We start from the raw sequence: 13,011 nt of genomic DNA on the forward strand, positions 1-13,011 counted from the left end.
CAGGCTCCCGCGCTCCTGCGCCGGAGCCTTTTTCTTTGCGTGCCTTCGGGCTACCGGCACGAGAATTCACAGGAGTAGCCATGGCGAACAAGGAAGCCTCGGTCGCCGAACTCACGGAGAAGTTCCAGAGTTCGACCGCCGTTCTGCTGACCGAGTACCGCGGTCTCACTGTTGCTCAGCTCAAGACGCTGCGCAAGGACATCAGTGAGCACGCGACCTACGCCGTGGTGAAGAACACGCTGACCAAGATCGCGGCGAACAACGCCGGGATCTCGTCCTTCGACGCCGAGCTCGCTGGCCCTTCGGCCATCGCGTTCGTGCACGGCGACCCCGTCGCCGTCGCGAAGTCGCTGCGTGCCTTCGCCAAGGCAAACCCTCTCCTCGTGGTCAAGGGCGGTTACTTCGACGGTAACCCGCTGACCGCGGAAGAGGTGGGAAAGCTCGCCGACCTCGAGTCCCGTGAAGTGCTGCTCGGCAAGCTCGCCGGCGCATTCAAGGCCTCGCTCTTCGGTGCCGCTTACCTGTTCCAGGCGCCGCTGTCCAAGGCCGTTCGCACGGTCGAGGCACTGCGCGAGAAGCAGGAGTCCGCGAGCTGACGCTTCCCTCCGGGAGGCAGTGCGCACGCGGTTCGTAGACAAGAAACAACAAGGAGAAAAATCATGGCAAAGCTCACGCAGGACGAGCTCATCGAGGCCTTCAAGGAGCTCACGCTCATCGAGCTCTCTGAGTTCGTGAAGAAGTTCGAAGAGGTCTTCGAGGTCACCGCCGCCGCGCCCGTCGCCGCTGCTGGTGTCGCCGGCCCGGCCGCCCCGGCCGAAGAGGTCGAGGAGCAGACCGAGTTCGACGTCGTGCTCGAGGCCGCCGGCGAGAAGAAGATCCAGGTCATCAAGGAGGTCCGCGCGCTCACGAGCCTCGGCCTCGGCGAGGCGAAGGCTGTCGTCGACGGCGCCCCCAAGGCTGTCCTCGAGGCCGTCAACAAGGAGACCGCCGAGAAGGCCAAGGCCCAGCTCGAGGCCGCCGGCGCGACCGTCACCGTCAAGTAATCCCCTCGCACCCGTCAGGGTGCACGGGTCCTCCCTCGGGCGGGCCCACCGGCGCAGGGCGTCGTCTCCTCGGAGGCGGCGCCCTTCGTCGTTCCCGCTCGTCGTCTCCCTGTTCTCCCTGCGCTGTCGTCGCCGCCCCGGCGTCCCCGACCGGGGGTGATCGGCCTCCCCGGTGCCGCGCGATGCAGCCTCTAGAATCGGCGGGTGACTGCTATCGATCCGCTCGCAGGTCTGCCGGCCCGCGACGTGCCGCCCAGCGAGGTGTCGCTGAGCGAGCTGCTGAGCGACTTCGTCTCGGTGACGCACCGGATCACCCGCCTCGCCGCGCAGGCCACCGACAACCAGGAGTCGCAGGCGGTCTGGCGCACCCTGTCGGTGCTGCTGTCGATGGGGCCGATGCGCCTGGGCGAGCTGGCGACCCAGAGCCGCGTCTCGCAGCCCACGATGACCAAGATCGTGAAGAACCTCGTCGAGGCCGGCTGGCTCGACCGCATCGCCGACCCGGCCGACGCGCGGGCTTGGCAGATCCGCCTCGCCCCCGACGGCGCCGCCGCGCTCAGTGCCTGGCGCACCCAGCTGGGCGACGCCCTCACGCCGATCTTCGCCGACCTCCGCCCCGAGGACCGCCGCGTCCTCGAGCGCGCCGTCGAGATCATGCACGAGCGCCTCGTCGTCGCCCCGCGCGACTGACCCGCCCTCTCCATGCTGGTCGAGTAGCCCCGGAGGGGCGTATCGAGACCCACGATCGTCAGCGACTCGTGCAGGATGAGCGCGTGCAGATGCGACTCGAACTCGTCCCCGTGCCCGTCTCCGACGTCGATCGGGCGCTGGCGTTCTACGCGGACGTCGTCGGCTTCCACGTCGACCACGACGTCCGGCCCTCGCCGTCGATGCGGGTCGTCCAGCTGACACCGCCCGGCTCCTCCTGCTCGATCGTGATCGGCTCCGGGATGGGGCCCGGGCCGGAGGACGGCGTCGTCCGCGGGCTGCACCTCGTCGTCGACGACATCGCCGCCGCGCGCGCCGAGTTGGTCGAGCGAGGTCTCGAGCTGTCCGACGTCCAGGACATGGGCGGCGTGAAGTACTCCCACTTCGCCGACCCGGACGGCAACACCTGGTCCCTCCAGGAGATCGGCTCCCGCACCGCGCCCGCCTGAGCGGACGCGGGGATCTCGATACGCCCGCTTCGCGGGCTACTCGATCAGCATGCCGTCGCCGACGAGGTCCGCCGCCCCATGCTGGTCGAGTAGCCCCGCAGGGGCGTATCGAGACCCGGCGTCCTCAGTACGGCGGGCCTGCAGGCTCCTGTTCTGATGCTGGGGGATCTCGATACGCCCGCTGCGCGGGCTACTCGATCAGCATGGAGCAGGCGCGGCCGCCCCGCATCAGTCCTCGGGCCAGCGGACGCGGGCGCCCGAGTCCGGGTGCTTGCGGAGCCAGGCCGCGATGAAGGGGCAGCGCGGGACGACGGTGCCTCCCGCCTTCGTCACCGCGAGGACCGCAGCGCGGGCGAGGACGCTGCCGAGGCCGTGGCCCTCCCAGGCGTCGTCGACGACGGTGTGGGTCAGCACGACCTCGTCCCCGTGGCGGACGTAGGCCGCGAAGCCGGCCGTCTCGCCGCCGACGGAGATCTCGAAGCGGGAGCGCTCGGGCGCATCGCGGACGACGGGGGAGGGGGACTCGGAGTCGCTCATGCTCCGATTCTCGCGCCCCGCGGCGCCGACGTGCTGGTGCGGATGACGAGGGAGGCGGGGATGGTCGTGTGCCGGGCGGGCGGCGGCGCCTCGCCCCGGGCGATCGCGGCCAGCGCCTCCAGCACGAGGGCGACGGCGAGCTCGCCCTGCTGCCGCGGGTCCTGCCGGATCGAGCTCAGGCCGAACAGCTCGGCCAGCGGGTGGTCGTCGATCCCGATGATCGAGACGTCCTCCGGCACCGACAGCCCGAGCTCGCGCGCGGCGAGGATGATCCCGATCCCGATCTCGTCGGAGGCGGCGAAGATCGCGGTCGGCCGGGTCCGCGGGTCGCCGAGCACCTGACGCCCGGCCCGGTGCCCGCCGGGGATGTCGAACCGGGTCGGCACGAAGTGGCCGGCCTCGCGCTCGAGTCCGGCCGCCGCGAGGGCCTGCGAGAAGCCCTCGTGGCGCTTGGTGTGCACGTGGAAGTCCATCTCCTCCTCCGCCAGTCCGCCGATGTGGACGATGCGTTCGTGGCCGAGGGAGAGCAGGTGCTCGGTGGCGAGCCGGGCCGCGGCGACGTCGTCGATGCTGAAGGTGGGGATGCCGGGGAGCGAGCCGCCGATCCCGACGATCGGCTTGCCCAGGGCGAGCAGCGCTTCCGTCTCGTCGGGCGAGATCTCGAGGGTCACGGCGACGATCGCGTCGACGCGCTTGCGGACGAGGTAGTACTCGAAGACGCTGCGGCGCGCGTCGTGGTGCTTGTCGATGTTGTAGAGGAGCAGGTCGTAGCCGGCGGCGAGCAGGGCGCGCTCGATGCCCTCGATGATCCCGCCGAAGAACCACTGGTTGATCACCGGGATGATCACGGCGACGTTGTTGCTGCGGCCGGTGACGAGGCTCGAGGCGTTGGCGGAGACGACGTAGCCGAGGCTCGACGCGGCGTGCTCGACCCGCTGCTTCGTCCCGGCGGAGACGTAGCCGCGGCCGCTCAGAGCGCGCGAGACGGTCGCCTTCGACACTCCCGCGAGCTCGGCGACCTCTTCGATGCCTGGCACGGCGTTCCTCCCGGACCGTCCGGCGTCGGTGCTGGAAACGGTTCCAGAAAGTTATACCCCGGGCTCGACGCGAGGGGGAGCGTCGAGATCGATCTCCCGCGGCGCACGGCCCGATTTACCGCGGTTCGTCGCCGGATCGTTATCTGAGAGAGCGCTCTATCACCGCCGTTGTGCTTTCATCGATCTTGTGGAAAGGTTTCCCTCCGTGGAGGCCCGAGCCACACGAACCCGGTGTTCCGCTCGGAGAGTCTCCGCACGGAACCACCAACAGCATCCGAGTCGTCGCAGCACCTGCTTCGAGTCGCCTCAGCCCGCCGGCCCGCCGGACGGCACCGGCCCTCGGCTGAACCACCACTCAATGAGGAGGAACCATGCGGTCATCCCTGCACCGCCGTATCACCCTTCCCGTCGCCGTTCTCGCAGCGGCCGGGATCGCCCTCGCCGGCTGCTCGAGCAGCAGCGACCCGAACGACCCGAACGCGGGCGGCGGCAGCTCCGCCGGCACCGTGGGCACCGCCGACGGCGTCGTCAACGTCTACGGCACCATCAACGGCGACGAGGCCACCCTTCTCGAGCAGTCCTGGGCGGACTGGGAGAAGGAGTCGGGCATCGACATCAAGTACACCGGCGACAAGGAGTTCGAGAAGCAGATCGGCATCAAGGTCCAGGGTGGCGACACCCCCGACCTCGCGATCTTCCCGCAGCCGGGTCTGCTCGCCGACACCGTCGCCTCGGGCAAGGTCCAGGAGCTGCCCGCCGGCGCGCTCAAGAACGTCCAGGACAACTGGTCCGAGGACTGGCAGAAGTACGGCCAGGTCGACGGCACCCAGTACGGCGCGCCGCTGATGGCCTCCGTCAAGGGCTACATCTGGTACTCGCCGAAGAAGTTCGCCGAGTGGGGCGTCTCCGTTCCCACCACCTGGGACGAGATGGAGGCGCTGGGCAAGACCATCGCCGAGAAGACCGGCGGACCGTCCTGGTGCGCGGGCTTCAACTCCGGTGAGGCGTCCGGCTGGCCGGGCACCGACTGGATCGAGGACGCCGTCCTCCGCGAGGCCGGCCCCGACGTGTACGACTCCTGGGTCGCGGGCGACACCCCGTTCACCGACCCCGAGATCAAGGCGGCCTTCGACAAGGTCGGCTCGATCCTGCTCGACCCGACGCTGGTCAACGCCGGCTACGGCGACGTCTCCTCGATCAACTCGACCGCCTTCGGCGACGTCGCGCAGAACGTCGCCAACGGCACCTGCGCGCTGACCCACCAGGCCTCGTTCTTCGAGGGCTTCCTGATCTCGGCCGGCGCCAACGTCGCCGAGGACGGCGACGTCTGGGCCTTCCTCACCCCGCCGGCCGAGGCGGGCGACGCCCAGGCCGTCACCGGTGGTGGCGAGATGGTCGCCGCGTTCTCGAACGACGAGGACACCGCCAAGGTCCAGGAGTACCTGGCCAGCGCGGACTGGGCCAACAGCCGCGTCAAGCTCGGTGGCGTCATCTCGGCGAACACCGGCCTCGACGCCGCCAACGCCGGCAGCGACATCCTGAAGGACTCCATCGGGATCCTCCAGGACCCGGACACCACCTTCCGCTTCGACGGCTCGGACCTCATGCCGAAGTCCGTCGGTGCCGACAGCTTCTGGAAGGGCATGGTCGACTGGATCGACGGCTCGAGCACCGATCAGGTCCTCGAGGAGATCCAGGCCGGCTACACCTCCTAGCAGTCGCGGAGAGGGCCGTCGCTCCCCGGAGCGGCGGCCCTCGACCGATGCCCGTCCGGCCGGATCGCACCCGCGGTCCGGCCGGACCGGGCCTCACCAGAGTTCAGAGTCGCACTCGAAAGGGCGTCCATGTCCGGCTTCTTCCAGTGGCTGGCGAGCATCCCCCCGCTCGCGCAGATCCCCATCATCCTTCTGGCGTTCGCGGCGGTCGTCGCGATCATCCTCTTCTTCGTCGAGATCGCCCCGCGGCGCGGCACCGGCTACACGGTCCTCCGCCTCGCCGTCACCGTCCTCCTCCCGGTGGTCCTCCTCCTCGCGTTCGGCCTCTACAACTCGGTGATGTGGGTCGCGGTCGTCGCGGCGGTCATCGGCGGCATCCTCTTCCTGCTCGACTTCCGGTCCCGCAAAGGCGCGGGCTACGGACTGCAGCTGATCGCGTTCATGGCTCCGGCCGCCTTCTTCATCCTGATCGGCCTGATCTACCCGACGATCACGACCGCGCTGAACGCCTTCATGAAGAACGACGGCTCCGGCTTCGCCGGCCTCGACAACTTCATCTGGGTCTTCACCAGCCCGGACGGCGTGACCGCGTTCCTCAACACCGTGGTCTGGGTGCTCCTCGCCCCGATCACCGCCACTGCGATCGGCCTGGCCTACGCGGTGTTCATCGACAAGAGCCGCGGCGAGAAGTTCTTCAAGCTGCTGGTCTTCATGCCGATGGCGATCTCGTTCGTCGGCGCCTCGATCATCTTCAAGTTCTTCTACGACACCCGCCAGGGCGAGCAGATCGGTGTCCTCAACGGCATCCTCACCGCGTTCGGCGGCTCGCCCGTCGACTGGCTGGGCCTCGAGCCGTGGAACACGCTGTTCCTGGTCGTCGTGCTGATTTGGACCCAGGCCGGCTTCGCGATGACGGTCCTCTCGGCCGCCATCAAGGGCGTGCCGTCCGAGCAGCTGGAGGCGGCGTCGCTCGACGGCACCAACGCCTGGCAGTCGTTCTGGAACGTCGTCGTCCCGGGCATCCGCTCCTCGATCGTGGTCGTGCTGACCACGATCTCGATCGCGTCGCTGAAGGTCTTCGACATCGTCTCGGCGATGACCGGCGGCCGCTCCGACACCACCGTCCTCGCCTTCGAGATGGTGCGCCAGTTCCAGCTCGGCGCCCGCAGCGGCTACAGCGCGGCCCTCGCGGTCATCCTGTTCCTGCTCGTGCTCCCGATCGTCGTCTACAACGCCCGCCAGCTCGCCAAGCAGAGGGAGATCCGATGAGCGTCACGCCCACTCCGATCCAGGTTCCGGTCGACCGCAGCACCGAGCGCGCGCTCGCCCGCGGCGAGTCGAAGATCGAGGCGGCCAGCGGCAAGGTCCGCAAGGCGACCACCTCGCGCGGAGCGACGCTCGCGGCCGCGATCATCGCGGCGATCTGGACCATCCCGACCCTCGGGCTGTTCATCTCGTCGTTCCGCCCCGCGAACGACATCAAGACGACCGGCTGGTGGACGATCTTCGCCAACCCCGGCTTCACCCTCGACAACTACGCGAACGCGCTCAACTCCGGCGACAGCCTGACGCTGGGCAAGGCGTTCGTGAACTCGCTGGTCATCACGCTGCCGGCGGCGCTCATCCCGATCACGATCGCCAGCCTCGCGGCCTACGCGTTCGCGTGGATCGACTTCAAGGGCCGCAACACGCTCTTCGTGCTCGTGTTCTCGCTGCAGATCGTGCCGATCCAGATGGCCCTCGTGCCGCTGCTGCAGCTGTTCTCGGACGGCCTCCGCATCGGCAACCTCTACATCCTCCCCGGGCTCGGGGTGAACGGGTTGGACGGCTCGTACGCGAAGGTGTGGATCGCGCACACGATCTTCGCGCTCCCGCTGGCGATCTTCATGCTCCACAACTTCATCTCGGAGATCCCCGGCGAGGTCATCGAGGCGGCTCGCGTGGACGGAGCCGGCCACGGCCAGATCTTCTTCCGCATCGTGCTGCCGCTGTCGGTCCCGGCGATCGCCTCGTTCGGCATCTTCCAGTTCCTCTGGGTCTGGAACGACCTGCTGGTCGCGACGGTCTTCACCTCCGGGCAGGGCTTGCCGATCACGAAGGCTCTGCAGGACCTGTCGGGCTCGTACGGCCAGTCGTGGGAGCTCCTCACGGCCGGCGCGTTCATCTCGATCATCGTCCCGCTGATCGTGTTCTTCGCCCTCCAGCGCTTCTTCGTTCGCGGCCTGCTCGCCGGCGCCACGAAGGGCTAGCGGTCCGCGGCACCGCCGTCTGCGGCGTTGTCGTCGTCGGCAGTAGCTCCGCTACAGCTCTCCTCCTCCGCCTTGCAGCCGACGGCGCCGCGAACCGCCAGCGAGTGCGAGGGAAGGCCCGGGTCCTGCTCACGCAGGGCCCGGGCCTTCTGTCGTCCCCGGCTCGTCGGTACGGGGTGCCCCCATGCTGATCGAGCAGCCCGCATCGCGGGCCGCTCATGCTGATCGAGTAGCCCGCGAAAGCGGGCGTATCGAGATCCACCACCGTCAGAACCTGTGTCTGCAGCCCCGCCCTGCTGGTGACGTCGGGTCTCGATACGCCCCTCCGGGGCTACTCGACCAGCATGAGTGAGGGCGCTGCGCCGCTCAGCATGAGGGCGCCGGCCAGGCGGTGGACCGAGAGGGGATGCGGACGGTCGGCAATCCATGCTGGTCGAGTAGCCGCGGGACGCGGCGTATCGAGACCCGGAGAACGGAGTCCGCGGAACGCGGCCCGCGTGGGCCGACCGGACCGTCGCGGATCCCCCGCCGCTGAGCACATCTTCGCCGTGGGCGGAAGCCGCGGGCGGTGTCGGCGGCCGGGGTTATGGTCGAGCGATGAGCAGGATGGGTGACGTCGCGAGCGGCGGCGGGATGCGCGCGGGCGCGGTGCGCGGGAAGATCTCCAGCAGCGACCCCGACGCCCAGCGGCGGAAGAACTCCGACGCCCCGCGGATCGATCACCTCTTCTCCCGGATCGCCTCGCTCTTCCACGCCCACCGCACGAAGCTCACGCTCACCGTCGCCCTCGTGCTCGTCGGCGCCGCGCTCACCGTCGTGCCGCCGCTGCTCACCCAGCTGGCCTTCGACCGCGGGCTCTTCCCGCCCGGCGGCCGCCCGAACCTCCCCGTGCTGCTCGAGCTCGTCGGCGTGATGGTGCTGATCTGGGTGGTCTCCGCCGTGCTCGGCGTCTGGCAGACCTTCCTCACCGCCACGGTCGGCAACAGCGTGATGGGCGAGCTGCGCATCCGGCTGTTCCGCCACCTCCAGGCGATGGAGCTGGGCTTCTTCACCCGCACCCGCACCGGCGTCATCCAGTCGCGCCTCGCCAACGACGTCGGCGGCGTGGCCAGTGTCCTCACCAACACCGTCTCGAGCGTGCTCGGCAACACCGTCACCGTGATCGCGGCCGTCGTCGCGATGCTCCTGCTCTCCTGGCAGATGACGATCGTCGCGGTGGTGCTCACCCCGGTGCTCGTGATCGCGCAGCGCCGGGTCGGCCAGGTCCGCGCCCGGATCGCCACGAAGACGCAGGAGTCGCTGTCCGAGATGACGGCGATCACGCAGGAGACGCTGAGCGTCTCGGGCATCCTGCTCGCCAAGAGCTTCGGCCGCCAGGAGTCGGAGGTGACCCGCTACGCCGACGAGAACGGCCGGCAGATCGACCTCCAGGTCCGCCAGCAGATGTCCGGGCAGTGGTTCTTCGCGACCGTGCAGATCTTCCTCTCGGTGATCCCCGTGGTCGTCTACCTCGTCGCCGCCTGGCTGATCCTCGGCGGGACGACCGTCACCGCGGGCACCGTCGTCGCGTTCACGACCGTGCAGGCACGGCTGATGTGGCCGCTGCTCGGCCTGATGCGCGTCGCCCTCGACCTGCAGACCGCCGGCGCGCTCTTCGCCCGCATCTTCGAGTACCTCGACCTGCGGCCCGCCATCGCCGACCGCGCGAGCGCCCGCGACGTCGACGGCGAGCTCGGCCGCGTCGAGCTGGACGAGGTCGTCTTCCGCTACCCCGACCAGACCGACGACGTCCGGCCGACCCTCGACCACGTCTCGGTCTCGATCGCGCCGGGCGAGTTCGTCGCCTTCGTCGGTCCCTCCGGCGCCGGCAAGACGACCATCTCCTACCTCGTGCCCCGGCTCTACGACGTCACCGAGGGCTCCGTCCGCTTCGCCGGCACGGACGTCCGGGAGCTGCGGCAGGAGTCGCTCGTCTCGCACATCGGCATCGTCAGCCAAGAGACCTACCTCTTCCATGCGACGATCGCCGACAACCTCCGCTACGCCCGCCCCGGCGCGACGCAGGAGGAGCTGGAGGCGGCCGCCCGGTCCGCGAACATCCACGACACGATCGCGTCCTTCCCCGACGGCTACGACACCCTTGTCGGCGAGCGCGGCTATCGGCTCTCCGGCGGCGAGAAGCAGCGCCTCGCGATCGCGCGGGTGCTGCTGAAGGACCCGGCCGTGCTCATCCTCGACGAGGCGACGAGCGCGCTGGACACCGTCTCGGAGCGGATCGTGCAGACCGCCCTCGACGACGCCGCCCGCGGCCGCACCACCATCGCGATCGCGCACCGCCTCTCGACGGTCGTCTCGGCCGACGTCATCCACGTCGTCGACGGCGGACGCATCGTCGAGTCGGGCACCCACCTCGAGCTGCTCGAGCGCCGCGGCCTGTACGCCTCCCTCTACGCCCAGCAGGTCGAGACGGCCCTCAGCTCCTGACGCGCGCGCACACCATCAGCCGAGACGGCTCCTCATCGCCGATCAGCGATGAGAGCGGCTCCCAGCCGATGTTCTGCACGCGTGGCGGCGGTCGAGCGGAGAGCGCAGTGCTGCCACAACCCGACGCTCATCTGCCCGTGGCACCTCGAATGCACCAGATCCTCCACGACCTCGGACGACACCACCCCCGCGCCGACACGGACAGCCACTGCTTCTGAGTTCGTCGTCTCATTCCGGCGATCTCCGCACCCGGGACGAGTCATCTGTGGTCTGCTGAGCTGCGCGCGGTTGACCGACCGAGCATGTCCCGCCCAGCACGCCGCTCGGGCGCCGCGCTTCCCCTGAACAGAAAGAGATCCGTGGAGCAGTCCGCCCCTCAGCACCCGTCCACCTCTGCACCGCTGACGCGCCGAGCACTCACAGGCCTGGCATGGAGCGCTCCCGTCGTCGCTCTCGCAGTCGCAGCACCGGCAGCAGCCACCAGCCAGCCCCCTGAGACCGTCGGGCTTCGAATCCTCGATCCGACGATCGAGGCGGAACCCGGACAGACCTTCCCCATCCGGGTCCGGTTCCTCGACGCGGCCGGCCAGGGCGTCGTCGCGAACCTGATGATCGCCAATGGTGACGGCGCCCTGATGTTCTCCCACCCCGGATACCGCGGCGGTGAATTCGACGCCACCACCTACGCCACCACAGACCAGACCGGCTCGGCGACCTTCACCGCGGAGCTCGACTCCGGCACCTCCCCAGGCCAGAACTACGACTACAGCGTGCGCAGCTACGGCAGCACCAACACCGTCGCCCTCGGGAAGGTCGTCGTCGTCTAGCGGCACTCCCGTCCCGGGCTCCGGCATTGCCAGGTGCTCCACGCGCGCTTCCGCAGACGTCTCCGTGAGAAGGCCGTCGAGTTCGTGTCGCCACGACCTCTGCCGCGATCCTGGACAGCGTCCCCTCCGCCGGCGGCGTCGCCTGGTCGGTCGGCGACAGCTCGAAACGACTCACCGCAACCGGTCGCGTCAAGGGCCGGCGCGACCTCCACGGTCCGCGCGTCCTTCAACTGCGCACGCTGCACCGCCCGGTACGCGGTCGATCGAGCGACCTCGAAGTCAGTCGCAGGCTCCACGACGGTGCAGTCACCGGCACGATGCTCAGCGACCAGGTGCGCCTCGATCTTCGGCGAGAGCTTCGGCGCCCGCCCGCACAGCCGCCCCTTCGCCTTCGCGATCTTCGTGCCCCCTTCGTGCGAGAGCGAATGCGGGCGGCTCTCAGCCGATGTCGTGCGCGCGGAACGCCGGTCAGGCCGCCGGGCGGTCGGCGAGCATCTGCTCCATCAGCGAGATCTCGGCCTCCTGGGCCTTCACGACGGAGGAGGCGAAGTCGGTGGCGACGGTGGCGCGGCTGCGGGCGAGCAGCGCCTCGGCCATGTCGATCGCGCCGCGGTGGTGGGCGATCATCAGCTCGAGGAACCTGCGGTCGAAGTCGCGGCCGGTCAGCGTGCTCAGCTCGGCGATCTGCTCGGGCGTCGCGAGGCCGGGCATGCTCTCGGGGACGACGTCCTCCTCGGTGGACATGCCCATCGAGGAGTGCTCGTCGGCGGCGCCGGCGAGGGTCGGCCGGCCCATCCAGGTCATCGACGGCTCGGGGGCCGCCTGCGGGAGGCCCCAGGAGTTCAGCCAGCCGAAGAGCTGACCGGCCTGCTGCTGCTGGGTGAGCAGGATGTCCTTCGAGACGGTGAGCACCTCGTCGTCGGCGCTGCGGTCCCGCGCGATCATCGCCAGCTCGGCGCCCTGGAGGTGGTGCACCTGCATGTCGCGGGCGAAGCCGGCCTCCGCGCTGGTGCTCGACGGGGTGGCCGAGGAGGAGAACGGGGCGAGGGCGCCGAAGAGGTAGCCGCCCGCCGCGCCCAGGAGGAGGGCGACGACGGCGACGGCCGCGACGAGGAGGCGGCCCCTACTGCTTGCCGGGCGCATCGATGCCTCCGGTGCACGGGGCACCGGGCTCGGGCGCGGTCGAGGACTGCCAGAAGCGCTCGATGAACGCGTCGATGCGCGGGTCCTCGGGGGAGTCGATGGCGACCTGGGCGTCCCAGGCGCTGAGCACGATCGGCGACTCGAGGCCCTCGTAGGGCGAGACGACCGCGTAGGTGTCGGGCATCGCGGCGATCAGGGCGTCGACCTCGCTCTGCGGGAGGGACGGGTCGTAGGTCGCCCAGACGGCGCCGTGCTCGAGGTCGTGCACGGCGTTCTCGTTCGGGACGGGCTCGTTGTACACGCCGCAGTTCATCCAGACGGCGTTGTGCGGGCCGCCCGCGGGAGGGGTCTGCGCGTAGTCGACGGTGCCGGCGACGTGGGTCGCGTCGTTCTCGAAGGTCTGCAGGCCATCGATCTGCCGGGCCTCGACGATCTGCTGGTTGCCGAAGACGGTGACGGCGACGATGCCGCCGATCGCGACGACGGCGAGGGCCGAGAGCGACCAGATCCAGATCCGGCCGCTGCGCTTGCGCTTGGCCTGCTCGCGCTTGTAGGCCTCGACCTTGTCCTGGCGGGCGCGGTTCTTGGCGGACATCGTGTCTTTGGGCACGGTGGCGTCTCTCGTTCTGATCGCGGGGTGGCGCGCCGGGGGAGGCGCAGGCGCCTGAGAGGCGCTCTCAGAGGATAACGAGCGAGGCTCCGGATCGGATCAACGCGGGGTGGGAGTGCTCGGGGTGGGCGGGTCTCGATACGCCCCACCAGGGCTGCTCGACCAGCATGCAGCGCCTGCGGGTCAGCCGGTGAGCATGCAGCGCCGCG

Annotated in this window: 13 protein-coding genes; 9 read left to right on the forward strand and 4 right to left on the reverse strand. The window is 69.7% G+C overall.

Going from position 1 to position 13,011, the window contains the following annotated elements:
• Nucleotides 1-80: 80 nt before the first annotated feature.
• The 4 genes from rplJ (at nt 81) to MT350_RS09870 (ending at nt 2,200) form a co-directional block, all read left to right on the forward strand.
• The gene (gene rplJ, locus MT350_RS09855) at nt 81-596 is read left to right on the forward strand and encodes a 50S ribosomal protein L10 (RefSeq protein WP_123447792.1); all 516 of its coding nucleotides are present in this window, start codon (nt 81-83) and stop codon (nt 594-596) included.
• 63 nt (nt 597-659) lie between these two features.
• Nucleotides 660-1,043, forward strand: coding sequence for a 50S ribosomal protein L7/L12 (gene rplL / locus MT350_RS09860; RefSeq protein WP_055791021.1), 384 nt, complete (start codon nt 660-662; stop codon nt 1,041-1,043).
• 204 nt (nt 1,044-1,247) lie between these two features.
• Nucleotides 1,248-1,733: a MarR family winged helix-turn-helix transcriptional regulator gene (locus tag MT350_RS09865; protein ID WP_243581350.1), complete on the forward strand. Its 486-nt coding sequence runs from the start codon at nt 1,248-1,250 to the stop codon at nt 1,731-1,733.
• Between the two features lie 83 nt (nt 1,734-1,816).
• Entirely contained in the window at nt 1,817-2,200 is a 384-nt protein-coding gene (locus MT350_RS09870) for a VOC family protein (RefSeq protein ID WP_243598376.1), read from the forward strand.
• Nucleotides 2,201-2,428: 228 nt separating this feature from the next.
• Here the strand turns inward: MT350_RS09870 and MT350_RS09875 are convergent, their stop codons facing one another.
• Together MT350_RS09875 and MT350_RS09880 are read right to left on the reverse strand one after the other, a co-directional pair.
• Nucleotides 2,429-2,737 carry a GNAT family N-acetyltransferase gene (locus MT350_RS09875; RefSeq protein WP_243598377.1) on the reverse strand — a complete coding sequence of 103 codons (309 nt, stop codon included), beginning with the start codon at nt 2,735-2,737 and terminating at the stop codon, nt 2,429-2,431.
• Nucleotides 2,734-3,774, reverse strand: coding sequence for a LacI family DNA-binding transcriptional regulator (locus MT350_RS09880; protein WP_123705269.1), 1,041 nt, complete (start codon nt 3,772-3,774; stop codon nt 2,734-2,736). The genes MT350_RS09875 and MT350_RS09880 overlap by 4 nt, the downstream gene beginning before the upstream one ends.
• A gap of 371 nt (nt 3,775-4,145) precedes the next feature.
• On the opposite strand from MT350_RS09880, the gene MT350_RS09885 reads away from it, so the two are divergent.
• The 5 genes from MT350_RS09885 (at nt 4,146) to MT350_RS09905 (ending at nt 11,049) form a co-directional block, all read left to right on the forward strand.
• The gene (locus tag MT350_RS09885) at nt 4,146-5,489 is read left to right on the forward strand and encodes an ABC transporter substrate-binding protein (RefSeq protein ID WP_123737355.1); all 1,344 of its coding nucleotides are present in this window, start codon (nt 4,146-4,148) and stop codon (nt 5,487-5,489) included.
• A gap of 129 nt (nt 5,490-5,618) precedes the next feature.
• A complete protein-coding gene (locus MT350_RS09890; RefSeq protein WP_132437600.1) occupies nt 5,619-6,758 on the forward strand; it encodes a carbohydrate ABC transporter permease in 1,140 nt (379 codons plus the stop codon).
• Nucleotides 6,755-7,738: a carbohydrate ABC transporter permease gene (locus MT350_RS09895; protein ID WP_123447787.1), complete on the forward strand. Its 984-nt coding sequence runs from the start codon at nt 6,755-6,757 to the stop codon at nt 7,736-7,738. Before MT350_RS09890 ends, MT350_RS09895 begins: the two co-directional genes overlap by 4 nt.
• 606 nt (nt 7,739-8,344) lie before the next feature.
• Nucleotides 8,345-10,222, forward strand: coding sequence for an ABC transporter ATP-binding protein (locus tag MT350_RS09900; protein WP_243615941.1), 1,878 nt, complete (start codon nt 8,345-8,347; stop codon nt 10,220-10,222).
• Nucleotides 10,223-10,830: 608 nt separating this feature from the next.
• Nucleotides 10,831-11,049, forward strand: coding sequence for a hypothetical protein (locus MT350_RS09905; RefSeq protein WP_243615844.1), 219 nt, complete (start codon nt 10,831-10,833; stop codon nt 11,047-11,049).
• A gap of 468 nt (nt 11,050-11,517) precedes the next feature.
• Here the strand turns inward: MT350_RS09905 and MT350_RS09915 are convergent, their stop codons facing one another.
• Together MT350_RS09915 and MT350_RS09920 are read right to left on the reverse strand one after the other, a co-directional pair.
• Nucleotides 11,518-12,192, reverse strand: coding sequence for a DUF305 domain-containing protein (locus tag MT350_RS09915; protein WP_243598379.1), 675 nt, complete (start codon nt 12,190-12,192; stop codon nt 11,518-11,520).
• Nucleotides 12,173-12,802 (reverse strand): DUF3105 domain-containing protein, encoded by a 630-nt coding sequence (locus MT350_RS09920; protein WP_243598380.1) that lies wholly within the window; start codon nt 12,800-12,802, stop codon nt 12,173-12,175. The genes MT350_RS09915 and MT350_RS09920 overlap by 20 nt, the downstream gene beginning before the upstream one ends.
• Between the last annotated feature and the right edge of the window lie 209 nt (nt 12,803-13,011).

Origin of the sequence: Rathayibacter sp. VKM Ac-2928 (assembly GCF_022815545.1) — a bacterium.
GTDB classification, from domain to species: Bacteria; Actinomycetota; Actinomycetes; order Actinomycetales; family Microbacteriaceae; genus Rathayibacter; species Rathayibacter festucae.